19 protein-coding genes, 1 pseudogene and 1 riboswitch are annotated in these 22815 nt (G+C 74.3%); of the genes and pseudogenes, 12 read left to right on the forward strand and 8 right to left on the reverse strand.

What is annotated here, in order from left to right; translation table 11 throughout:
* Nucleotides 1-95: 95 nt before the first annotated feature.
* The 5 genes from VM636_RS06240 to VM636_RS06260 all read left to right on the forward strand — a co-directional run bounded on the left by VM636_RS06240 (nt 96) and on the right by VM636_RS06260 (nt 4239).
* Nucleotides 96-995, forward strand: coding sequence for a LysR substrate-binding domain-containing protein (locus tag VM636_RS06240; RefSeq protein WP_030421417.1), 900 nt, complete (start codon nt 96-98; stop codon nt 993-995).
* A complete protein-coding gene (locus tag VM636_RS06245; RefSeq protein WP_338483749.1) occupies nt 992-2095 on the forward strand; it encodes an enolase C-terminal domain-like protein in 1104 nt (367 codons plus the stop codon). The genes VM636_RS06240 and VM636_RS06245 overlap by 4 nt, the downstream gene beginning before the upstream one ends.
* Nucleotides 2096-2121: 26 nt before the next feature.
* Nucleotides 2122-2979 carry a catechol 1,2-dioxygenase gene (gene catA / locus VM636_RS06250; RefSeq protein ID WP_338483751.1) on the forward strand — a complete coding sequence of 286 codons (858 nt, stop codon included), beginning with the start codon at nt 2122-2124 and terminating at the stop codon, nt 2977-2979.
* A gap of 6 nt (nt 2980-2985) precedes the next feature.
* On the forward strand, nt 2986-3282 hold the full coding sequence (gene catC, locus VM636_RS06255) for a muconolactone Delta-isomerase (RefSeq protein ID WP_030421420.1): 297 nt from the start codon (nt 2986-2988) through the stop codon (nt 3280-3282).
* A 180-nt stretch (nt 3283-3462) separates the two neighbouring features.
* Complete coding sequence (locus tag VM636_RS06260) at nt 3463-4239, forward strand: alpha/beta fold hydrolase (RefSeq protein ID WP_051821426.1); 777 nt, start codon at nt 3463-3465, stop codon at nt 4237-4239.
* Between the two features lie 90 nt (nt 4240-4329).
* Here VM636_RS06260 and VM636_RS06265 read toward each other — a convergent pair whose 3' ends face one another.
* The 3 genes from VM636_RS06265 to VM636_RS06275 all read right to left on the reverse strand — a co-directional run bounded on the left by VM636_RS06265 (nt 4330) and on the right by VM636_RS06275 (nt 7226).
* On the reverse strand, nt 4330-4953 hold the full coding sequence (locus VM636_RS06265) for an adenylyltransferase/cytidyltransferase family protein (RefSeq protein WP_051821427.1): 624 nt from the start codon (nt 4951-4953) through the stop codon (nt 4330-4332).
* 88 nt (nt 4954-5041) lie between these two features.
* On the reverse strand, nt 5042-6616 hold the full coding sequence (locus VM636_RS06270; protein WP_030421423.1) for a 4-hydroxyphenylacetate 3-hydroxylase N-terminal domain-containing protein: 1575 nt from the start codon (nt 6614-6616) through the stop codon (nt 5042-5044).
* Between the two features lie 37 nt (nt 6617-6653).
* Nucleotides 6654-7226, reverse strand: coding sequence for a flavin reductase family protein (locus VM636_RS06275; RefSeq protein WP_030421424.1), 573 nt, complete (start codon nt 7224-7226; stop codon nt 6654-6656).
* A gap of 482 nt (nt 7227-7708) precedes the next feature.
* Here VM636_RS06275 and VM636_RS06280 point away from each other — a divergent pair, with 482 nt between their 5' ends.
* Nucleotides 7709-10072 carry a LuxR C-terminal-related transcriptional regulator gene (locus VM636_RS06280; RefSeq protein ID WP_051821428.1) on the forward strand — a complete coding sequence of 788 codons (2364 nt, stop codon included), beginning with the start codon at nt 7709-7711 and terminating at the stop codon, nt 10070-10072.
* Nucleotides 10073-10268: 196 nt separating this feature from the next.
* Here VM636_RS06280 and VM636_RS06285 read toward each other — a convergent pair whose 3' ends face one another.
* Complete coding sequence (locus tag VM636_RS06285) at nt 10269-11174, reverse strand: sucrase ferredoxin (protein ID WP_030421426.1); 906 nt, start codon at nt 11172-11174, stop codon at nt 10269-10271.
* Nucleotides 11171-12385, reverse strand: coding sequence for a cupin domain-containing protein (locus VM636_RS06290; RefSeq protein ID WP_338483757.1), 1215 nt, complete (start codon nt 12383-12385; stop codon nt 11171-11173). Before VM636_RS06290 ends, VM636_RS06285 begins: the two co-directional genes overlap by 4 nt.
* 794 nt (nt 12386-13179) lie before the next feature.
* Here VM636_RS06290 and VM636_RS06295 point away from each other — a divergent pair.
* Nucleotides 13180-14298, forward strand: a complete 1119-nt coding sequence (locus tag VM636_RS06295; protein ID WP_051821429.1) for a CE1758 family FMN-dependent luciferase-like monooxygenase — start codon at nt 13180-13182, stop codon at nt 14296-14298.
* Nucleotides 14299-14305: 7 nt separating this feature from the next.
* Nucleotides 14306-14914, forward strand: coding sequence for a CE1759 family FMN reductase (locus VM636_RS06300; RefSeq protein WP_037858650.1), 609 nt, complete (start codon nt 14306-14308; stop codon nt 14912-14914).
* A 64-nt stretch (nt 14915-14978) separates the two neighbouring features.
* On the opposite strand, the gene VM636_RS06305 is transcribed toward VM636_RS06300, so the two are convergent.
* Together VM636_RS06305 and VM636_RS06310 are read right to left on the reverse strand one after the other, a co-directional pair.
* Nucleotides 14979-15437, reverse strand: a complete 459-nt coding sequence (locus tag VM636_RS06305) for a GreA/GreB family elongation factor (protein ID WP_030421430.1) — start codon at nt 15435-15437, stop codon at nt 14979-14981.
* A 55-nt stretch (nt 15438-15492) separates the two neighbouring features.
* Nucleotides 15493-18006, reverse strand: coding sequence for an ATP-dependent Clp protease ATP-binding subunit (locus VM636_RS06310; RefSeq protein ID WP_030421431.1), 2514 nt, complete (start codon nt 18004-18006; stop codon nt 15493-15495).
* A gap of 331 nt (nt 18007-18337) precedes the next feature.
* Here VM636_RS06310 and VM636_RS06315 point away from each other — a divergent pair, with 331 nt between their 5' ends.
* The 4 genes and pseudogenes from VM636_RS06315 to VM636_RS06330 form a co-directional block, all read left to right on the forward strand.
* Nucleotides 18338-19027: a metalloregulator ArsR/SmtB family transcription factor gene (locus VM636_RS06315; RefSeq protein WP_338483761.1), complete on the forward strand. Its 690-nt coding sequence runs from the start codon at nt 18338-18340 to the stop codon at nt 19025-19027.
* A gap of 409 nt (nt 19028-19436) precedes the next feature.
* Nucleotides 19437-20702: an MFS transporter gene (locus VM636_RS06320; RefSeq protein ID WP_030421433.1), complete on the forward strand. Its 1266-nt coding sequence runs from the start codon at nt 19437-19439 to the stop codon at nt 20700-20702.
* Entirely contained in the window at nt 20699-21010 is a 312-nt protein-coding gene (locus VM636_RS06325; protein WP_053914732.1) for a sulfurtransferase TusA family protein, read from the forward strand. Before VM636_RS06320 ends, VM636_RS06325 begins: the two co-directional genes overlap by 4 nt.
* 140 nt (nt 21011-21150) lie before the next feature.
* Nucleotides 21151-21357: pseudogene (locus tag VM636_RS06330) on the forward strand (thiamine pyrophosphate-binding protein); the annotation flags it as partial.
* Here VM636_RS06330 and VM636_RS06335 read toward each other — a convergent pair.
* A complete protein-coding gene (locus VM636_RS06335) occupies nt 21356-22342 on the reverse strand; it encodes a ferric reductase-like transmembrane domain-containing protein (RefSeq protein ID WP_030421435.1) in 987 nt (328 codons plus the stop codon). The pseudogene VM636_RS06330 and the gene VM636_RS06335 overlap by 2 nt on opposite strands.
* Nucleotides 22343-22621: 279 nt before the next feature.
* A riboswitch (cobalamin riboswitch) is annotated at nt 22622-22764 on the forward strand.
* Nucleotides 22765-22815 lie beyond the last annotated feature (51 nt).

Genomic DNA, 22815 nt, shown 5'->3' on the forward strand with positions numbered 1-22815 from the left:
CTCAATACCCTGCAATCAGGTATTTGTGCCGTATGGGAGCCTCTCCTACGCTGTGGCGTATTCGAGGGCCCCGATCACAGGAAAGGGGCTACCCGATGGAACTCAGGCACCTCCGGTATTTCGTGGCCGTCGCCGAGACCCGCCATTTCGGCAAGGCCGCGGAACAGTTGCACATGGCTCAGCCCCCGCTCTCCCAGGCGATCCGCCGGCTGGAGAAGGAGCTGGGCGTGGAACTCCTGCGCCGGACGACCCGCCAGGTCTCCCTGACCGGAGCCGGCGAGGTCTTCCGCACCGACGCGCAGCGCATCCTCAAGGCCGTCGACGAGGCGGTCGCCCGGGTGGGGCGCTTCGCCGCCGGGGCGGAGGGGGTGCTGCGGATCGGCCTGACCGGGTCCGCCGCGTACCGACAACTGCCCACCCTCGCACGGCTGATGAAGCGCGAGATGCCCCAAGTGATGCTGGAGGTGCACACCGAGATGCTCACGCCCGCACAGGAGTCGGGGCTGATCGAGCGCCGCCTCGACATCGGCGTCCTCCGGCCGCCGGTCCGCCTGGACGGCATCGCCCACCGCCCCCTGGACAACGAGGCGCTGGTCGCCGTCGTCCCCGAACGGCACCGGCTGGCCGGCGCGGACACCGTGCGGATCGACGAACTGCGGCACGAGGACTTCATCATGTACGCCGCCACGCTCGGCTCCGTCGTCAACGACGCCGTCGTCCGCGCCTGCCTGGCCAGCGGTTTCTACCCGCACCGCGCCTACGAGGTCACCGAGACCTCCGCCGCGCTGGCGCTGGTCGCCGCCGGGCTCGGCATCGCCGTCCTGCCCGACTCCATCCGTGCCGCACCCCGCGAGGGCGTGCTGTGCAAGGACATCGAGGACGCACTGTCCATCCCCCTGGCCCTGGCCTGGCGCGAGGACGACGACTCCCCCCTGCTGCACAGCCTCCTCACGGTGCTGGAGCAGAACGACCTGTTTCTCGAAGGACCGGCATGAAGATCGTCCAGGTGGAGACCATCCCCTTCGCCATCCCCTACGCCCGCCCGCTGAAGTTCGCCAGCGGCGAGGTGCACACCGCCGACCACGTGCTGGTCCGGGTGCACACCGACGAAGGACTGGTCGGCACCGCCGAGGCACCGCCACGGCCGTACACCTACGGCGAGACGCAGGAGTCGATCGTCGCGGTGATCGAGAAGATCTTCGCGCCGCAGCTCCTCGGGCTGACCCCGCTGGAACGCGAGGCGGTGCACGAACGCCTCGACCGCACCGTCGGCAACCCGGCCGCGAAGGCCGCCCTCGACATGGCCCTGTGGGACATCCTCGGCCAGGCCGCCGGCCTCCCGGTCTCCGCGCTGCTCGGCGGCTACACCGACCGCGTCCGGGTCAGCCACATGGTCGGCTTCGCCCCGGCCGCCGAGATGGTCGCCGAAGCCGAGTACATGCGGTCGGCGTACGGCGTCACCACCTTCAAGGTGAAGGTCGGCCGCCGCCCCTACCGCGAGGACGTGGCCGCCTGCCGGGCGCTGCGCGAGGCCCTCGGCCCCGACGTGGAGCTGTACATCGACGGCAACCGCGGCTGGACGGTCTCCGAGTCCGCCCGCGCCCTGCGGGAGATGGAAGACCTCGGGCTGACCTTCGCCGAGGAGCTGTGCCCCGCCGACGACGTGCTGGGCCGCCGCTGGCTGGTGGCGCAGAGCCCGGTGCTCTTCATCGCCGACGAGAGCGCCACGCGCACCGGCGAGGTGACCCGCGAACTCCTCGGCGGCTCCGCCACCGCCATCAGCATCAAGACCGCCCGCACCGGTTTCACCGCCTCCCAGCGCATCCTGCACGAGTGCGAGGGCCTGGGCGTCGAAGTCGTGATGGGCAATCAGATCGACGGCCAGATCGGCTCGTTGTGCTCGGCCGCCTTCGGCGCGGCCCACCGGGCCAGCTCCCGCCACGCGGGCGAACTCTCCAACTTCCTCGGTATGACAGACGACCTCCTCACCGAGCCGCTGTCCATCGAGAACGGCTCCCTGCGGGTCCGCGAGGGCGCCGGCCTCGGCATCGACATCGACCCCGACAAGCTGGCGCGCTACCGCCAGGACCGCTGACCCACCTCTCAGAAGACGGGACGATCATGAGCGACATCATCACCGAGCAGGCCACGGCCGCCGCCTCCGGAGCCGCCGCCACCGAGCGCTTCCGCACCAAGCGGCGCGAGGAGACGGCCGCCACCGGCACCGGGCGCGTCGACACCCTCGTCACGGAACTCCTCACCGCGGCCCACGACATCATCCGCCGCCACCAGCTCACCTACGCGGAGTACGACGCCCTCAAGTCCTGGCTCATCCGGGTCGGCGAGGACGGCGAGTGGCCGCTCTTCCTCGACGTGTGGCTGGAGCACGTCGTCGAGGAGGTCGCCAACGACTCCCGCGAGGGCACCAAGGGCACCATCGAGGGCCCGTACTACGTGCCGGACGCGCCCGAGCTGCCCGGCGACGCCGCCACCCTGCCGATGCGCGAGGACGAGGCGGGCACCCCGCTGCTCTTCCAGGGCCAGGTCACCGCCGTGGACGGCAGGCCGCTGCCGGACGCCAAGGTCGAGATCTGGCAGGCGGACGACCAGGGGTACTACTCCCAGTTCGCGCCGAACCTGCCCGAGTGGAACCTGCGCGGCACGGTCCCGGTCGACGCCACCGGCCACTTCCGGATCCACACGATCCAGCCCGCCCCCTACCAGATCCCCACCGACGGCGCCTGCGGTAGCCTCATCCAGGCGGCCGGCTGGCACTCGTGGCGCCCCGCCCACCTGCACCTGAAGGTCTCGGCACCGGGCCACCGGCTCATCACGACGCAGCTCTACTTCCGCGGCGGCGAGTACGTGGGCGACGACATCGCCTCCGCCGTCAAGCCCGAGCTGATCCTCGACCCGACCCCGGTCGCCGACGGCACGGGCCGCGAGGTCACGTACGACTTCGCCCTCGACAAGGCGTGATCGGCCGTGCTCTTCGCCGTGCGCATGGACGTCGACATCCCGCGTGACCTCGACCCCGGGGTCAGGCAGGACCTGGTGGCCCGCGAGAAGGCGTACTGCCGGGAACTCCAGAAGTCCGGACAGTGGGTGCACATCTGGCGCTGCGTCGGGCAGTACGCCAACATCAGCGTCTTCGACGTGGCCGACAACGAGGCGCTGCACGCCCTCCTGTGGCAGCTCCCGCTCTTCCCCTACATGCGGATCGAGGTCACCCCGCTGGCCCAGCACCCCTCGGACCTGGCCGCCGGCGACCCCGCGGCGTGAGCCGCTGAACCGCACACCGCGCCCATCGATGCCGAGGACGGCCACCCCGTCCTCGGCATCGGCGTCGGCGTCGGCGTCGGCGTCGGCGTCGGCGTCGGCGTCGGCACACCCCGGTACCGCCCCGTCCCGCCGCGTTCCCTCCCCGTTCCTCCCCACCTTCCGTCCCGTACCAGGAGAGCCGTGTCCCCCGCTCCCCCGCTCCACCACGACCTGGCCGGTCCCGTCGACGCGCCGCCGCTGATCCTCGGCCCCTCCCTGGGCACCTCGTCGGCGGTCTGGGAGCCCCAACTCGCCTCCCTGGCGCGTACGTTCCGCGTGCTGCGCTTCGACCTGCCCGGCCACGGCGGCTCCCCCACCGCCGCCCTGCCCGATCCCGCGCCCGGCCGGACGACGGCCCGGGACCTGGCCGCGCTCGTGCTCCGCCTCGCGGACGCGCAGGGCTGGGACCGCTTCCACTACGCGGGCATCTCGCTCGGCGGGGCGCTCGGCGCCCACCTCGCGGCCTTCCACCCCGAGCGGGTCGCCTCGCTCGCCCTCGTCTGCTCCTCCGCCCACTTCGGACCGGCCGCGCCCTGGCTCCTGCGGGCGGACCTCGTCCGGCGCGAGGGCACCGCGCCCCTGCTGGCCACCAGCCCCGAGCGCTGGTTCGCCGACGCGGCCACCGCGGACACCGCCTTCGGACGCCGGCTGCTCGGCACGCTCGCCGAGGCCGACCCGGCGGGGTACGCGGCCTGCTGCGACGCGCTCGCCGTGCTGGACCTGCGGCCCGACCTGGGCCGGATCACCGCGCCCACACTGGTGGTCGGCGGCGGCGCGGACACGGCGACCCCGCCGGAGCACGCCCGGGAACTGGCCGGCTCCATCCCGCGCGCCGCCCTGGAGATCGTCGACTGCGGCCACCTCGCCGTCGAGCGGCCCGAGGCCCTGGACGCCGTCCTCACCGCCCACTTCCGGTGACCGCGGCCGGCCCGCCGGGCCGCACGCACGCCGACGCCCCGCGCCCCGGACCGCTGTGGTCCGGGGCGCGGGGCGTCGCTGCAGGGACCCTCACCAGGGGCGGCCCAGCAGTTCCTCGACGGCGCGGAGATCACCCGCCGCCAGCCGGCTGCGGATCAGGGTGGAGGAGCAGGTGTGCCCGTCGCGGGCCACGAGCGGCACCGCGTCCACGGTGAAGCCGAGCCGCCGGCCCCGGCGCCCCAGCAGGACGGTGTCGCCCTCCCCGCCCCTGCCGAAGCGGAAGTTCTCGCCGACGACCACGGCCCGCGCCCCGAGCCCGGCGGCGAGGACCCGGTCGGCGAACTCGCCGGCCGGCACGGCGGCCAGCGCCGTGGTGAACGGCAGCACGAGCACCGCGTCGACGCCCAGTGCGTGGGCGAGGCGGACCCGTTCCTCCAGGGAGGTGAGCTGCCGCGGGGCGCGGTCCGGACGGGTCACGGTGAGGGGGTGCGGGTCGAAGGTGAGCAGCACGGACGGCAGCCCGTGCTCGGCAGCCCGCTCGCGCACCCGCCGGACCAGCGCGGTGTGACCGCGGTGGAACCCGTCGAAGACACCCATGGTCACGGCGCACCCCGGCCAGTCGGACGGGACGTCGCCCAGTCCCGTCCACACCGCGCCCGGCGCCGGGCCGGTGGCCGGGGCGCCCGCGCGGGCCGGGCTCGTTCGTACGGTCATCGTGCGGCTCCAGGAACAGGCCGCCCCGGGGGGCGGCGGACGGCCGGGGCGGTGTGCGGCACCGCCCCGGCCCGGGAGGGCGGCGGCGTCAGCGGCGGTGGATGCTCACGTCGTCCGGGTTGATCAGGTCCGGCACGGTCCAGCCGTCGAGGTCGTACTCCGCCATGCACTGCTCGGCGAAGCCCTTCATGGCGTCGGCGGTGCCGGACGCCTGGGCGGTGAAGAGCATCTCGGCGCGCACCTGCTCGTGGTTGCCCGAGTAGTTGCGCTCGTACAGCTCGTGCCGGCCGCCGAACTCGCTGCCGATGGAGTCCCAGATCAGCTTCATCAGCTTGACCCGCTCGACCGAGTCGTAGCCGTTGGAGCCGCGCACGTACTTGTCGAGGTACGGGCGGATCTCGGGGACGGAGAAGTCCTTGGCGTTGGAGTTGAGGTAGATCAGTCCGCTGCCCAGGTCCTGCATGATGATTTCCTTGATCCTGGGGTAGCCCAGGGTCATGAACCAGCGGTAGGCGAGCCCGTAGTCGAGCTTCGGCAGGAAGGCGCCGTTCTTCCAGGAGTCCGGGTTGTTCGCCATGGCGTCGGTCAGGCCCCAGAAGAGGTTGCGCCAGGCGATGACCTCGCCGACCCGGGTCTGGATGCCGCGGAAGTCCTTCGTGCCGGTGACCTCCACGCCCTTCATCAGCAGGCCGGCGATGAAGTCGAGCTTGACCGCGAGGCGGGTGCACCCGTGGAAGGTGAAACGGTGCAGGAAGCCGGAGCCGGGGAAGAACGTGCTGGCCTTCTCGGCGTCGCCGTAGATGAAGACGTTCTCCCAGGGGATCTTCACCTTGTCGAGGATGAAGATGGTGTCGTTCTCGTCGAAGCGGCTGGACAGCGGGTAGTCGAACGGGCTGCCCATGACGTCGGCGTTCATCGCGTAGGAGTGCCGGCTGATCAGCTTCATGCCGGGCGCGCCCATCGGGACGGTGCAGACGAGCGCGAACTCCTTCTTCTTGATGGGGAGTCCGTAGTGCGCGATGAAGTTGTAGTGCGTGATGGCCGAGCCGGTGGCGACCACCTTGGCGCCGCTGATGACCAGGCCGTCGTCGCGCTCGTCCTCGACGTGGACGAAGATGTCCTTGACCTCGTCCGGGTTGCGGTCGCGGTCCACCGGCGGGTTGATGATCGCGTGGTTCCAGTAGAGGACCTTCTCCTGCGACTCCGTGTACCAGCGCCGGGCGTTGTCGCCGAAGGGCTGGTAGAAGTCGCTGTCGGCGCCGAGGGTGCCGAGGAAGGCGGCCTTGTAGTCGGGGCTGCGGCCCATCCAGCCGTAGGTCATCCTGGCCCACTCGGCGATGGCGTCGCGGTCGGCGACCAGGTCCTCGCGGCTGCGCGGGGTGCGGAAGAAGGGGTGGGTGAAGCCGTTGCTGCCGGTGTCCGTGGGCACGGTGAGCACCGGCTGCTTCGCCGGGTCGTGCAGGGCGTCGTACAGCCGCGCGGTCATGCGCACCGAGTTGCGGAACGCCGGGTGCTCGGTGACGTCCTTGACCCTCTCGCCGTAGACCCACACCTCCCGTCCGTCGCGGATGGACTCGATGTACTCGTCGCCGGTCAGGGGGCGGGACACGGGGGCGTCCGCCGCGGGCGGGGCGGCCTCGGTGCGGGGGTCGGGGGAGGTCATGTGGTTCCTCGCTGGTGTCGGGATGGGTGGACGGGGATCAGGAGGCGCGGTTCGTGGCCCGGTCCGCGTGCATCGTGGTGAAGGCGGGGGCGCCGGTGAACCAGCCGCTCTCGGGGCTGTCCAGGCAGGCGCCCCAGTGGGTACTCGCGTCGCGCCGGCCCAGGTGGCGGAAGGTTCCGGCGTGGAACAGCAGCGGTTCCAGGTCGGTGATCTCGGCCTCGGCCACCTCGCCGATGACGATCAGGTGGTCGCCGCCGTCGTAGGTGCGCCAGGGGCGGCAGGAGAGGGTCGCGGCGGCGCCCGTCAGCACGGGGCCGAGGGGGCCGTCGGACCACTCCGGCTCGGGGTGCGCGGGCCGCCCCGCGAAGTGCCAGGCCGTGTCGATCTGGTCGGCGGCGAGGATGTTCACCGCGAACGGCGTGTCCGCCAGGTAGCTGCACGCCTTGGACTGCCGGGTGAGGGTGACCTGACACAGGGCCGGTTCCAGGGAGACGGCGGTGAAGGCGTTGACGGTGGCGCCGTGCCGTCCGCCGTCCGAGGTGGCGCAGGTGACGACGGTGACGCCGGTGGCGAAGCGGCCGAAGGCGTCCCGCAGGCGGCGCTGGTTCACGTGGCCCGCCTCGGGGTGCCTCCGGACGCGAGGGGCGTGCCCCGCGTCCGCCGGGTGCGGTGCCGGGTGGGCACCGGGGGGAGGCCGGTGCGGCGTATGCCGTACGCCCGCGCCGGGCGGCTCGTCCTCGGATGGGTCATTGCCCCGCTCCTGCCTGTCGGAGATGTGGCACGCGGTCCGGTGGCATGCCCGCCACGGCACCGGACCGCGTTCGTGGTGACAGAAGCCTGGACACGGGCCCGGTCCCGGTCTCGGGTGAGATGGCCCCCTTGGCTACCCCCTCCGCACTCGCGGGTACCCCCGTATTCGCACAGGTGCGCGAATTGAGTCGCAGGCGATATGGGCCGAGGTCACGGGGCTATGGATCATGGCGCTGACCGGGGGAAACGCCCTTTCGGTCGGGTACGCGACCTTGGCAGGGCGGGGCCTTCGGCATAGCGTCGGAGCCAGCGCAACGGCCCGAAGCAAGGACATCGAAGACGATGCACGACGAGAGTGGACGCGGTTGTCTGGTCGGCGCCGGCGGCCTCACCAGTTTCGTGGGCCGGCGGCAGGAGATCGCCGACGTGCGCCGGAACCTGTCGGCCTCGCGGCTCGTCACGCTCACCGGTCCCGGCGGCATCGGCAAGACCCGGCTCGCCCTGGTGGCCGCCGACCGGGTCCGCAAGGCGTTCCGGGACGGCACCCAGGTCATCCAGCTCGCCAGCCTCGACGACCCGCGCGAGGTGGCCTCCGCCTTCACCTCGGCGCTGGCCGTGCTGGACCAGTCGAACCGCTCGGCGACCCAGCAACTCGTCGACCACGTACGGAACCAGCAGGTGCTGCTGGTCGTGGACAACTGCGAACACGTGCTGCCGGCCACCGCCCAACTCCTCGCCGAACTCCTGGAGACGGCACCCGGCCTGCGCGTCCTCGCCACCAGCCGCGAACCGCTCGGCATCGCGGGCGAGCTGGTCACCGTGATCCCGCCGCTGTCGGTGCCCACCGCCGACCAGGCGCACGACGCGGCGAGCGTCGACCACAGCGAGGCCGTCCAGTTGCTGGCCGACCGGGCGCGCAGCGTCGCCCCCGACTTCGCCGTCACCGACGCCAACCGCGCCGCCGTCCGGCAACTGTGCGAACGGCTCGACGGGATGCCCCTCGCCATCGAACTGGCCGCCATCCGCCTGCGGACGCTCTCCGTCGGGCAGGTCGTCGAGCGGCTGGACCACCGTTTCGACCTGCTCACCGGCGGCAGCCGCGTGGCCCGCCCCCGGCAGCAGACGCTCCGCGCGCTGATCGACTGGAGCCACGAGCTGTGCTCCGACGACGAACGCCTGTTGTGGGCGCGCATGTCGGTCTTCCCGGGCGGCTGCGACCTGCGGGCGGTGGAGGAGGTCTGCGGCTACGGGGACCTCGCCGCCGAGCGCGTCGTCGACGTCCTCGACCGCCTGGTCGCCAAGTCGATCGTGATCGCCGACCACTCCGGCGAGCAGGTCCGCTACCGGCAGCTCATGACCGTACGCGAGTACGGCGCCGAACGGCTGGGCCGGCTCGGCGGGCTGCCGGTGCTGCGCCGCCGGATGCGCGACCACTACCTGCACCGGGCCCGCGCGATGGTCGAGGACTGGTGCGGCCCCGGGCAGCACGAGATGCTCGCCGCGATGCGCCGGGACCACACCAACCTGCTCGCCGCGCTGGAGTGGTCCCTCGCCACGCCCGGGGAGCGCCCCGCGGGCGGCCGGCTCGCCGCGCTGCTCTGCTACCACTGGATCGTCGGCGGCTCGCTCAGCGAGGGGCGCCGCTGGCTGGACCGCATCCTCAGCGTGCTGGACGGCGACACCGTCGAGCGGGGTTCGGTGCTCTGGGTGGCGGTCTGGGCGACGCTGCTCCAGGGCGACCGGGAGGCCGCCGCGGCCCGGCTCGCGGAACTGGAGCACGTGGCCCGGGTGCTGGACGACCCCGAGCTGAGCGCGCACGCGGCCAACTGGCGTGCCCTGTACCACCTCTTCAGCGGCAACCTGCCCGCCGCGATCGAGCTGTACCACCGGGCGGTGGACGGGCACCGGGCCCTCGGCAGCACCGCGGCGGTGCTCACCGCGCAGTTCCAGCTCGCCATGGCGCGCAACTTCCAGGAGCCGGCCGGCAACGCCCTGGAGACCTGCCGGGAGGTGCTCGCCGTGAGCACCCGGCACGGCGAGCGCTGGAACCACGCCTACGCCCTGTGGATCAGCGGCCTCCAGCACTGGCGCGCGGGCGACATGCCGGCCGCCAAACGGGCCGCGACGGCGGCGCTGGAGATCCAGCGCGACTTCACCGACGGCGTGTGCACCGCCCTGGTGCTGGAGCTGACCTCGTGGATCGCCATGTCCAACGGGCACGCGGACAACGCCGCGCTGCTCGGGGCCGCCGCGGGCGCGGTGTGGCACCGGCTCGGCACCTCCGTCGACGCCTTCGGCCCGCACATCACCGCCGAGTCCCGGCGCATGGCCCGCCAGGTCGCCGAGGCGCTGGGCACCGAGCGGGTCGACGAGGTGACCCGGCGCCTGGCCCGTCTGACCCAGTCGGAGGCGATCGAACTGGCCCTGGAGACGGCCGCCGCCGCCAAGCCCTCCGCCGTGCCCCGGATCGCCCGGAGCTGCCCGCTCACCGACCGGGAGCTGGAGGTCGCGCGGCTGATCGCCACGGGGCTGAGCAACCGGGCCATCGCCGAGACCCTGGTGATCTCGACCCGGACGGTCGACGGGCACGTGGAGCGCATCCTGAACAAGCTCGGCTTCGCCTCGCGCACCCAGGTCGCCTCCTGGACCGTCTCCCTGGACGAGTCCGCCGCCCCGGCCCCCGCCCACGGGGCCCCGACCCGCTGACCGGCCCGGCGGGAACGGCCCTGCCGGGCCGGGGCGGGGCGGGCGGCCGGTGCCGTTCCGGCGGGGGTGCCCGGTTGGCCCTCCGGCCCGAGGTCCCGTACGCGGCGGTCCCCGAGCGCGGGACCGGGCTGGGGCGCATGGGGGGGGGACGGCGGCCGAGGTGGCCGGCGCGTAGCCCCGGCCCGGCCCCGGTGGGTCAGGGGACGCCGAGCGACACGACCTCGTAGACGACGGCCGTGCTCTTCGCCGGGCCGTTGCAGGTCAGCCGGTGCGCAGGCGTGCGGTGGGCGCGCACCTCGACGTCGACGGCGGCCGGGCGGGGCGGGCTGCCGGTGACGCGGACCCGCCAGTGGTCGCCGACGCGGGTGGTGGCGGTGACGGCGTAGTCGTGCCGTCCGGCGGGGCCGAAGCGGCGGAGCACGGCGGTGACGGCGGCCTGGTGGGGCGGGGGCAGGTCGGTGTAGCCGCGCAGGTGGTCGGGGCCGATGCGGCCGGCCAGGTGCGCGTCGACCACGGCGAGGCAGGAGCGGGCGTCGAGGCGCCCGTAGTAGGTGCCGTCGGGTGCGACGACGACGTTGGCGGCGAACCGGTCACCGCCGATGTGGGTGCACTCCCAGACCAGGTCCGGCCACCGTTCGCTCAGCGCGCGCACCACGGGCCGGCCCCGTACGGCACAGCAGGCGTCGTGCCGGCCGTGGGCGCAGACCAGGACGACGGGCGGGTGGCCGAGTTCGCCGGGCCGCTCCAGTGCCCCGGCGACCCGCGCCAGGTCCTCGTCGCCGTGCCACGTGCCCCACCGCTGGCGGTGAGCGCCGGAGCGGTCGTGGTGCAGGACCGCCCAGCGGCGGGGTCCCGCCGGGCGGTCCGGCCGTTCCCGTCCGTGGCGTCTGACCAGCAGGATGCGGGCCCGCACCGCCTGCGCGGCGGAGTAGAGCAGGGCCTTGGCGCCCGGGTCCAGGCCGAGTCCGTCGAAGCCGTCGGCGGGCCAGCCTCCCCGGTACTCCAGGAGCACCCAGACCACGCCGTACGGTGCCGTGCCGAGGAGCGGGTCGCCCCGGGCCTCGGCGGCGTCGGCGCAGAAGAAGCGGCGCTCCGCCGTCACCGGGGCGGCTCGCCGGGTGCCGGGACCAGGACACCCGCGCGCAGCAGCCGGGCGGCGAGCGGGAGGCCGAGGTCGCCCGCGGCGTGGACCGCGCCGTCCAGCAGCCGGGTGACGGCGGGGATGTCGTCCTGCGGGAAGTCGAGCCAGCCGACCCGGGTGGCCAGCCGCGTACCGTCCAGGCGGGCTTCCAGGGCCGCGCGGAGCCGGACCGGCGACGCGGGGCCGAGGGCGTCGACGGCGGCGAGCTGGGCCAGCGGGCCGAGCGGCGCCGGGCGTGCCTGCCGCCGGCGGGCGCGGTGGAACGGCGGGGCGGGGTCGGCCCGCGCGACGGCCGCGGCGAGGCGTTCGCGGACCGCGGCGGTCTCGTCGGCGGGGTCGTCGACGCCGAGGGGGAGCGTGCCGCGCGCCCAGGGGTCGTCGCGCAGTTCCGCGAGCGCCGCGTGCGCCAGGTGCTCGGCGAGGGCGTGGCGGGTCCAGGCGTGGACGCCGAGGGTCAGGTGCAGGGAGACCTCGCCCCGGGCGCGGGCGGCGTGCAGCCATCCCCGGGGCAGGTAGAGGACGTCGCCGGGCTCCAGTACGGCGTCGATGTCGGGCGGGCCCTGCGCGGCCTCGGCGACGGCGCCGCGGTGCTCGGTCCAGGGTTCGTCGCGCAGCGGGCCGGGGTGGACGGGCCGGCGGACGAGCCAGCGTTTGGTGCCCTCGATCTGGAGGACGAAGACGTCGTGGACGTCGTAGTGGTTGTCGAAGCCGCGGTTCCGCGGCGGGGTGACGTACGCGTTGGCCTGTACGGGGTGGCCCAGTTCGGCGCCGAGCGTGCGGACGAGGCCGGCGACGGGGTCCCAGGTGCGGTGCAGGGCCTGGAGGACCAGGGTGGCGCCGTCGGCGAACTCCCGCCAGAGCAGGGTGTCGTCGAGCTGGTCGGCGATGGTCGCGCCGACGCCGGCCGGGGAGGTGTAGGACGCCTCGGGGAGGGTGGCTCCGTCCTTGGCGACGCGGAGGAAGGGGGCGCGCAGTCCGCGGCGCGCGATCAGTTCGTCCACGGCGCGGGCGGAGAAGAGGTCGCCGAAGTCGCTCGCGCGGCGGGTGAGCAGGGCGGTGCGTCCCCAGATCTCGCGGGCGAACTCCTCGCGGGGCCGGTGGGTCAGACGGTCCCGCAGGACCCCGGCGTCCGTGGTGGTGCCGGGGTCCGCCGGGTGGGGCGGGGACGTCAAGAGCGGTTGCCGGGTGCGTCGTCGGCGCTGCCGTCGGCTCCGCCGTCGTGGACGCCGGGCGTACCCGCCGCACCACCGTCGGCCGGCCCCTCCGCCCCACCATCGGCACCACCATCGTGAACACCGGGCGTACCCGCCGCACCACCGTCGGCCGGCCCCTCCGCCCCACCATCGGCACCACCATCGTGAACACCGGGCGTACCCGCCGCACCACCGTCCGCCGGCCCCTCCGCCCCACCATCGGCACCACCATCGTGAACACCGGGCGTACCCGCCGCACCACCGTCCGCCGGCCCCTCCGCCCCACCATCGGCACCACCGTCATGAACACCGGGCGTACCCGCCGCACCACCGTCGGCCGGGCCTTCCTGCCGGTTCGGGTCCTGCTCGGGGTCGGGCATGGTTCCTCCCGCGTCGCGTCGACTACCGGTGCTGTGACCAGGACTGGGACGAGGGGCCGGTGCACGTGCCCCGGCAGGGGCGGCATGCCCCGAATCTCCCTCTTCGGCCAGGCTAGTGCCGTCGGCGGAAAGTCTCGATCCGAGAGGGAACGCCCTGGTCGGGCACCGTGCCGTACGCGGCCCGAGCGGTCTCCCGCCGCCCGCCCGGCCCCGTGCCCGCGCGGTTGCGGGACCGCACCCGGCGCGGGACGGTGGCCGGGGGGCGGCACCACCGGGACGACATCGACGGGGAGGGCGCCCGGGGGAGGAAGCGCGGCGTCCGGACGGAGCGGGCGGCGCGGTCGCTCGTGCGATCGGGAGAGACCCCTCATGGCATCCAGCACGGCACCCGCAATGCAGTTCGGCGTGTTCACCGTCGGTGACGTGACCACCGATCCCACCACGGGCACCACGCCCAGCGAGGCGCGGCGCATCTCGGACACCGTGGCCATCGCGCGGAAGGCCGAGGAGGTCGGCCTGGACGTCTTCGCCACCGGCGAGCACCACAACCCGCCGTTCGTCCCGTCCTCGCCGACCACCCTGCTCGGCCACATCGCCGCGCTGACCGAGCGGCTCGTGCTGTCCACCTCCACGACGCTGATCACCACCAACGACCCGGTGAAGATCGCGGAGGACTTCTCGGTGCTCCAGCACCTGTCGGGCGGACGCGCCGACCTGATGCTGGGCCGCGGCAACACCGGCCCCGTCTACCCGTGGTTCGGGCAGGACATCCGCCAGGCGATGCCGCTGACCGTCGAGAACTACGGGCTGCTGCGCAGGCTGTGGCGCGAGGAGGTCGTCGACTGGGAGGGGACGTTCAGGAGCCCGCTCCAGGGGTTCACGCTCGCCCCGCGCCCGTTGGACGACATCCCGCCCTTCGTGTGGCACGCCTCCATCCGCACCCCGGCGGTCGCCGAACTGGCGGCCCACTTCGGGGACGGATTCTTCGCCAACCACATCTTCTGGCCCGCCTCCCACACCCAGCGCCTGGTGGAGCTGTACCGGCAGCGCTTCGAGCACTACGGGCACGGCAGCGCCCGGCAGGCCGTCGTGGGTCTCGGCGGGCAGGTCTTCATGCGGCACAACAGCCAGGACGCGGTGAACGAGTTCCGCCCGTACTTCGACAACGCGCCGGTGTACGGGCACGGGCCGTCGCTGGAGGACTTCAGCGCGCTCACGCCCCTGACGGTCGGCTCCCCGGCGCAGGTCGTCGAACGCACCCTGGGCTTCCGGGAGTACGCCGGCGACTACCAGCGCCAGCTCTTCCTGATCGACCACGCCGGGCTGCCGCTGAAGACCGTCCTGGAACAGCTCGACCTGCTCGGCGAGGAGGTCGTCCCCGTGCTCCGTGAGGAGTTCGCGGTCGGCAGGCCCGCCGACGTACCGCCCGCGCCGACGCACGCGCTGCTGCGGGAGCGGAGCGCCCCCGGGGTGCGCGGCACGGCAGGACCGGACTCCGACCCGAAGGACTGACCTCGCCATGACGAACCTGGTCACGCTCAGCAGCGGTCTGCGCCGGCCGTCCTCGACCCGCCTGCTCGCCGACCGGCTGGACGCCGCCGTGCGCGCGGAACTGGAGTCGGCCGGCGTCCCGGTGGAGGCCACGGTGCTGGAACTGCGGCCGCTGGGCCACGACATCATGGACGCGATGCTCGCCGGCTTCCCCTCCGAGCCCCTGGAGGATGCCTTCGAGACGCTCGGCGCGGCGGACGCGGTGATCGCCGTGACCCCGGCCTTCAACGCGTCCTTCAGCGGGCTGTTCAAGTCCTTCTTCGACGTGCTGCCCGAGGAGACCCTGTCGGACATGCCGGTCCTCATCGCCGCCACCGGCGGCACCGAACGGCACTCCCTGGTCCTGGAGCACGCCCTGCGGCCGATGTTCTCCTACCTGCACGCCATCGTCTCCCCGCGCGGCGTGTACGCCGCCACCGAGGACTTCGGGACGGCCTCGGCGGGCTCCGCGCTGGCCGACCGCGTCACCGCCGCGGCCGTCGACTTCGCACGGCTCGTGACCTCGTGCGGGCAGCGGGTCCGCCGCGACACCGACGACGAGGAACTCGCGGGCATGCGCGCCCTCCTGGGCACCTGACCGGCCTGCGACCGGTCTGGTGGGCACCGGGCCGGTCAGCCGGTCAGGTGCTCACCAGGCGGGCTCAGCCCAGCGACACGATCCTGGCGGTCGTGTGGCCGTCCGGGGCGTCGTAGGCGACCTCGTCCCCTGCGTGGTGGCCGAGCAGGGCACGGCCGAGGGGGCTGTCGGAGGTGACGAGGTTCTGGTCGAGCGCGTCGGCGACCTCGCCGATGTGCACGGTCTGTTCGGCGCCGTCGCCGAAGCGCACCGTGACGGTCGTGCCGACGCCGATCACCGTCTCGGACGGCGGCCCCGCGTCGGCGGCCTGGCGCAGCCGCACGTCGAGGTCCCGGATGCGGTTGTCGAGCCGTTGCAGGGTGTCGGCGCGCTGGAGTTCGTCGGCCTGGTCGGCCGCGTCGCCCGTGTTGTCGGCGCCGGCGAGGGTCGCCGCCACCGTGTCGCGCTCGGCCGTGAGGCGGGCCAGCTCCTTCTCGAGCGCCCGGCGGGCCTCGGCGCCGATCGGTTCCGGATCACCGGTCATGGTCGCTCCCGGGGGGGGTCGGTGGGGCTCGTCGGATGCGGGACGGACCGGTGCGCTACGCCGCGGAGGCGTCCTCGTCCGGTGCCGTGCCCTTCCTGACGGTGCAGTGGAGGGAGTCGTCGAGGACGTCGGCGACGATGGTGTCGCCGGGGTCGGCCTCGCCGGCCAGGAGGAGGTCGGCGACGCGGTTGTCCAGCTCGGTCTGGATGGTCCGGCGCAGCGGGCGGGCACCGAACTCCGGCTGATGGCCGTGGGCGGCCAGCAGCCGGCGCGCGGCGTCGGTGACCTCCAGGGTGAGGCCCTGGGCGTGGACGCGGCGCTCGCTGTGGGCGAGGAGGTGGTCGACGATCCGGCCGAGGTCGGCCTCGGTCAGCCCGTGGAAGACGATGATGTCGTCGATGCGGTTGAGAAACTCCGGCGGGAACCGGTCCCGCAACTCCCGCATCAGCGTGTCCCCGAGGTCGGAGACGTCGCCGTGCCGGTCGAGGATGCGGTGCGCGCCGATGTTCGACGTCATGACGACCACGCAGTGCCGGAAGTCGACGGTGCGGCCCTGTCCGTCGGTCAGGCGGCCGTCGTCGAGGATCTGCAGCAGCGTGTTGAAGACGTCCGGGTGGGCCTTCTCGATCTCGTCGAAGAGGACCACGCTGTACGGCTGCCGGCGCACCTTCTCGGTGAGCTGCCCGGCCTCCTCGTACCCGACGTACCCGGGTGGCGCCCCGACCAGGCGGGCCACCGTGTGCTTCTCCTGGAACTCGCTCATGTCGAAGCGGACCATGCGGTCCTCGTCCCCGAACAGCAGCTCGGCGAGGGTCTTGGCCAGCTCGGTCTTGCCGACCCCGGTGGGGCCGAGGAAGAGGAACGAGCCCACCGGGCGGTCCGGGTCGCCCATCCCGGCGCGGCTGCGGCGCACGGCCCGCGACACCGCGGACACGGCCTCGTCCTGGCCCACGATCCGGGAGTGCATCTCCTCCTCCAGCCGCAGCAGCCGCTCCTTCTCACTGGCGGTCAACTGGGAGACGGGGATGCCCGTCCGCCGTGAGATCACGTCGGCGATGTCGGCCGCGGTCACCGACACGACGCCCTCGCGGCGCTCCTCGATGCCGGCCAGTTCGCCCTCCACCTCGGCGATCTCCTGCTTCAGCCGGGCCGCCTCGCCGTAGTCCTCGGCGGCCACCGCGGCCTCCTGCTCCCGCCGCAGCCGGGCGATCCGGTCCTCGCGGCCGACGACCTCGGTGGACCGGCCGGCGCTGCGCAGGCGCACCCGCGCGCCCGCCTGGTCCATCACGTCGATGGCCTTGTCGGGCAGGAAGCGGTCGCTGACGTACCGGTCGGACAGCTCCGCCGCCGCGGCCAGCGCCCCGTCGGCGAACCGCACCTGGTGGTGGGCCTCGTAGGCGTCCCGCAGCCCCTCCAGGATCTGCACCGTCTCCTCGACCGACGGCTCCGGCACCATCACCGGCTGGAAGCGGCGTTCCAGGGCCGCGTCCTTCTCGACGTACCTGCGGTACTCGTCGATGGTGGTCGCGCCGACGACGCGCAACTCGCCCCGGGCGAGGGCCGGTTTGAGCATGTTGCCCGCGTCCATCGCGCCCTCGCCGGTGGCCCCGGCGCCGACGACGGTGTGCAGTTCGTCGATGAAGAGCATGATCTCGCCGCGGGCCCGCCGGACCTCCTCGATGACCTTCTTCAGCCGCTCCTCGAACTGGCCCCGGTACTGGGCGCCTGCCACCATCGCGGACAGGTCCAGCGCGATCACCCGGCGGTCCTTCAGGGTGTCCGGGACCTCGCCGGCGACGACGCGCTGCGCCAGACCCTCCACGATCGCCGTCTTGCCGACGCCGGGTTCGCCGATCAGGACCGGGTTGTTCTTGGAGCGCCGGGACAGGATCTCGACCGTCTGCTCGATCTCCTCCGCCCGGCCGACCACCGGGTCGAGCCGGCCGGCCCGCGCCTCGGCCGTCAGGTCCCGGCCGAACTCCTCCAGCGTCGTCGCCGCCTCGCCGCGTTCGCCGGCCTGGTCGCGGCCGGGCCCCCGCTGGGGCGCGCCGGTCAGCCCTTCCAGCCGGTTCACGTCCTCGCCCTGTGCCGTGAGCAGCCGCGCCGCCCCGGTCTGCCCGTCCTCCACCAGGGCGCCCAGCAGGTGTTCCGGCCCGATGTACGAGGCCCCCGCGGCCTGCGAGCGCGCGTACGCCTCCGCCAGGGTCCGCTTCGCCGCCGGGGTCAGCCCCGGCTCGGCCGACGGTTCGGCCGACTCCCGGGGCAGCACCTCGGCCACCCGCGTGGCCAGCCCGTCCGGGTCCACCCCGGCCTGCGCCAGCAGCCCCCGGGAGGGCTCCACCCGGGTCGCCGCCCAGAGCAGGTGCTCCGTGTCCAGGTCGGTGGCCCCGTCCCCGGCCGCCCGCTCGGCCGCCAGCCGCAGCAGTTCCCGCGAGGACTGCGACAGCAGCCGCCCCACCGGCACCCGCTGCACCGCCGGCGGCGAGGACCCCGGTGACATGCCGAAGAACCGGCCCAGCAACTCACCGAACGGGTCGGACGGACCGAAGCCCATGGAGGACAGCGACATCGCAGCTCCCAAAGCCACCGAAGGATTCCCTCCACCGAAACCCGGTATTCCGGGCGGCGCAAGCGGAGCGGAGGCGGACTGCGAGCGAAGCGGAGGCGCGCTGCGAGCGGGGCGGAGGCGAACGGGTCGGCGAGTTCGCCCCGCCCGTCGGCTCGGCCGGATCGGCCCGGCCCCCGGGCCTGCCCCGGCGGGCACCGCGGCGAGGGCCGCCACCTCCGGTACGTACGCCGCGGCCCGCCCGCGCCGCCGCGCGCCCCGGCGCTCCCCGGCCGCCCGGGGGGTGAGGGGCTGGTCACGCCCCGGAGCCTGGCCTACAGTAATCCATGGATCTATGGAGGATGACGTGCCGGAGGAGACGAGGACCGCGTCGAGGGCGCGGCTCTACGACGCGTTCGCGGCCAGCGGGAAGGCGTTGGCCAGCGGGAAGCGTCTGGAGCTGCTGGACGTGCTGGCCCAGGGCGAGCGCACCGTGGACGCGCTGGCGAAGGCGGCCGGGCTCAACCTGACCACCGCCTCGGCGCATCTGCAGATCCTCAAGCAGGCCGGTTTCGTCACCACCCGCCGCGAGGGCGTCCGCATCCACTACCGGCTCGCCGACGACGACGTGGCCCGGCTGTTCGCGCTGCTGCGCAAGGTCGCCGAGGCCCACCAGCCGGCCGTGCCGCCCGCCCGCGACGCCTACCTCGGCGAGGGCGGCCCGGCCGCGCTGAGCCCCGGGGAACTGCGGGCCCGGGTCGCGGCCGGGGAGGCGGTCGTCCTCGACGTGCGGCCGGACGCGGAGTACCGGGCCGGACACATCCCCGGCGCCGTCTCCATCCCCCTCGCGGAACTGGCCGACCGGATCGGCGAACTCCCCGAGGACCTGGAGGTCGTCGTCTACTGCCGCGGCGCGTACTGCGTCCTGGCGTACGACGCCGTGCGGCTGCTCGCCGACCGGGGGCGCCGGGCCGTCCGCCTGCACGACGGCATGCTGGAGTGGCGCCTGTCCGACCTGCCCGTCGACGCCCCGGCCGCGACATGACCGACGCGGCCCCGGACCCGCCCGCGGACCCCGCGGACCCCGGGGGCCCGCGCACGGGCGGACCAGCCGACGCCCGGACCCGGCACACGGGGTGGCCCGGAGTCCTCGGAGACCGGCGCACGGCGCCGCCGGCCGACCCCGGCGCCCTGCCCATCGGGCGGCATGCCGGGGCCGGGGTCCGTCCCCTGTGGTCACCGAGCCGGTTACCAAGCCCGTCGCCCTCCGCCCGGTACCGAACACCCGGCGGCGCCCCCGCCACCACCCCCTGATCACACGCCCGCGTGCCCGCCCCGCGCCCCGGACGCCCGGGGCCGTACGACGCCCGCAGAACCCGCCCCGGCCGTGCCCGCGGTCCGCCGCACCGCTCCCCCGCCGCCCGGCGCACGGCCAGACCCGTCCGGAAGAGAGCATGACGAGTACCGCACCCGCCGACCCGGCCACCGCCCCCATACCCGACGCCGAGCAGGCCCAACGCCGCGTCCTGCGCGTCCTGGTCGCCTCCCAGGTCCTCAGCGGCGCGGGACTCGCCGCTGGCGTCACCGTCGGCGCACTCCTCGCCCAGGACATGCTCGGCTCCACCAGCCTGGCCGGGCTGCCCAGCGCCCTGTTCACCGCCGGGTCGGCGCTGACCGCCATCGCCGTCGGCCGGCTCTCGCAGGCCCGGGGCCGCCGCCCCGGCCTCGCCGCCGGGTACCTCACCGGCGCCGTCGGCTCGGCCGGCGTCATCACCGCCGCCGTGCTGGACGCCCCGGTCCTGCTCTTCGTCGCCCTCTTCGTCTACGGCGCCGGCACCGCGACCAACCTCCAGGCCCGCTACGCCGGGGCCGACCTCGCCGCCCCCGGGCACCGCGCCCGCGCCGTCTCCACCGTGCTGGTCGCCACCACCCTCGGCGGCGTCGCCGGCCCCAACCTCGCCGCGCCCACGGGCGCCCTCGCCGAACGCCTCGGCATCCCGGGCCTGGCCGGGCCCTTCCTCCTCTCCGGCGCCGCCTACGCGCTGGCCGCCCTCGTCCTCTTGCGCCGGCTGCGCCCCGACCCGCTGCTGCTGGCCCGCGCCCTCGCCGAGCGGGCGAGGACCACGGCCGACCCGGCCGACCCCGGCACGGCCACCGCCGCGGAGGAGGGTCGCGGGGGCGTCGTGCTCGGCACGCTGGTCATGGTGCTGACCCAGCTCGTCATGGTCGCCGTCATGACGATGACACCGGTCCACATGCACGACCACGGCCACGGCACCACCGCCTCCGGCCTGGTCATCGCCCTCCACATCGGCGCGATGTACCTGCCCTCCCCGCTGACCGGCCGGCTCGTCGACCGCTTCGGCCGTCTCACCGTCGCCGGTGCCTCCGGGGTCACCCTGCTCGCCTCCGGAGTCCTCGCCGCCCTGGCGCCGGGCGGCTCGGTGCCCCTGCTCGCGCTCGCCCTGGCGCTGCTGGGGCTCGGCTGGAACCTCGGCCTGGTCTCCGGCACCGCGATCATCACGGACGCGGTGCCGCTGGCCACCCGCGCCAAGACGCAGGGCCTGGTCGACGTCTCCATCGCCCTCGCCGGGGCGACCGGTGGCATGGCGTCCGGCCTGGTGGTCGCCGCCGCCGGCTACCCGGTCCTCGCGCTCACCGGAGGGGTCCTCTCCCTCGCCCTGCTGCCGGCCGTGGCCGTGACCGCGTACCGCCGATGACGCCGCCGCTGCCCGGGGACCCGTCGGCGGCGGCCCCCGGCATCACCGTCGACGGCACGGGACTGCTCTGCGTCACGCTGCTGCTGCGGCTGCGCGCGGAGATCGACGGCGCGCCGCCCGGCACCGTCGTCCACGTCGTCACCACCGACCCGGCCGCCCCGCTCGACCTGCCCGCCTGGTGCCACATGACCGGCCACCACTACCTGGGCCCCGTCCCCGGCACCTCCGCGCCGGTCCACGCCCTGCGTCTCACCGCGACCCCCCGGCCCACCCGCCCCGACGCCCCCTGGCACACCGGCCCCCACTGACCGGGCCGGGACGTTTTCCCCGGCCGCACGCGGTTACCCCGACACTGTCCTGCCGCCCGGCCCCGTGACCGACCCGTCCCGGGGCACCGGGGCCGCCCGCCGAGTCCGCAGGACCCGACCGGACCAGACAGGGAGCCGCCATGACCGGCACGAAGGTGTCCGACTACGTCCTGCGACGACTGCGCGACTGGGACGTCGACCACGTCTTCGCCTACGCCGGGGACGGCATCACCGGGCTGCTGGCGGCCTGGGGACGGGCGGACAACCAGCCGAAGTTCGTCCAGGCCCGCCACGAGGAGATGGCCGCCTTCCAGGCGGTGGGCTACACCAAGTTCTCCGGCCGGGTCATTCCGTCTCGGGGGCGTGCGGGGCGGTCGCCGGGGCGTCCACGGTGCGGTCCCGGCCGCCGTCGTGGCCGGAGAGGACCACGGCGAGGATGCCGATCACGACCGCCGCGGCGGCGGCCCGGCCCGCGGCGCGCAGGACCCAGCCCGGCAGGGAGCCGTCCCCGCGCCGGACCGGGGACCCGAGCCGCTCGCCTCGCCTGGCCGGCCGCAGCAGCCGCACCGACAGCAGGACGGCGACGGGCAGTTGCAGCAGCCACAGCACGGTGCGCGGCCATTCGCCGTACCAGACGTTGGTGCCGTACAGGAGGGTGTGCCACACGCTGAGCACGTAGACGACGATGACGAACCGGTGCAGCCGGCGCCAGGTGTTGGGGCCGATGCGGTGCCGGACGTAGAAGAGCAGGCCGAGGGGGATCGCCAGGTAGAGGGCGCCCTGGCCGATGGGGATGGCGACCCGGCCGGTGCCGGAGTCGTACCAGCCGGGGACGAAACTGTCCGCGAACCCGGCCCACAGACGGGCGGCCCATCCCAGCCCGGCCTCGTAGCGGACCAGTTCGGCCGCGAACATCAGGGCGTGCGCGAACATCAGGGCCATCGTGGTCAGGCTGGTGGTGCGGTGCCAGCGCTCCAGGACCTGCCGCGAGACCGGCAGCCGGGCGGGGCGCGGCCCCGACAGCAGCAGGCCGAGCATGACCGTGCCCCACGCCCACAGCAGCCCCGACCAGCCGAACGCCTGGCTGAGCAGGTACATCCAGTAGGTGCGGGCGTCGTCCATGAACGGCATGACCGCGACGGTGGACGAGGTGCCCGCCTCCATCCGCGCCCAGAAGAACGCGAAGACCGCCGCCGTGACCAGCACCGCCGCGCTCGCGTCGGGCACCGCGGCCCGCAGGTCGGCGCGGAGCGTGACGCGCTCGGCGGCCCCCCGGCCGCGGGTCGGCGGGGTGGTCGTGCCGCCCGCTTCGGGCGTCGCGTCTGGAAGCATGCCGTGGCCTCCCGGCACTGGTCACCGATGGGTTGGCGCGGACGAGGTTGCGGTGCACCAGTGTGGCCCAGGAGAACGGTCGCGTTGAGCCCCCTTCCAGCCAGAGGGAGCGCCTGATCTGGTCGGACGCCCCTCCTCCCCCCTCCCGCCACCGCTCCTACCCCTCACATCAGGACAACCCGCGGACACCCCCTGTCGCAGCGTCACGGCGCCTCCTACCCTGAGTGACGCAGTCGGTTCGCGCCGGCCGCCCGCCACGGCGGAGCGGCGGCGTGACGCAAGAGGGAACCCGGTGCGATTCCGGGACTGTCCCGCAGCGGTGAGTGGGAACGGACGCCGTCCGGGCGCACCGGTCCGCCGGCCAGGAATGCCGGCGCGCGGTGGACGCCGCGGCCGGCGCGCGCCCACGAGTCCGAAGACCTGCCACTGCGCCCGTGCCACCGGCACGGGTGGGTGCGGCGACCTCGTGGACT

Origin of the sequence: Streptomyces sp. SCSIO 75703, assembly GCF_036607905.1 — a bacterium.
Taxonomy (GTDB): Bacteria; Actinomycetota; Actinomycetes; order Streptomycetales; family Streptomycetaceae; genus Streptomyces.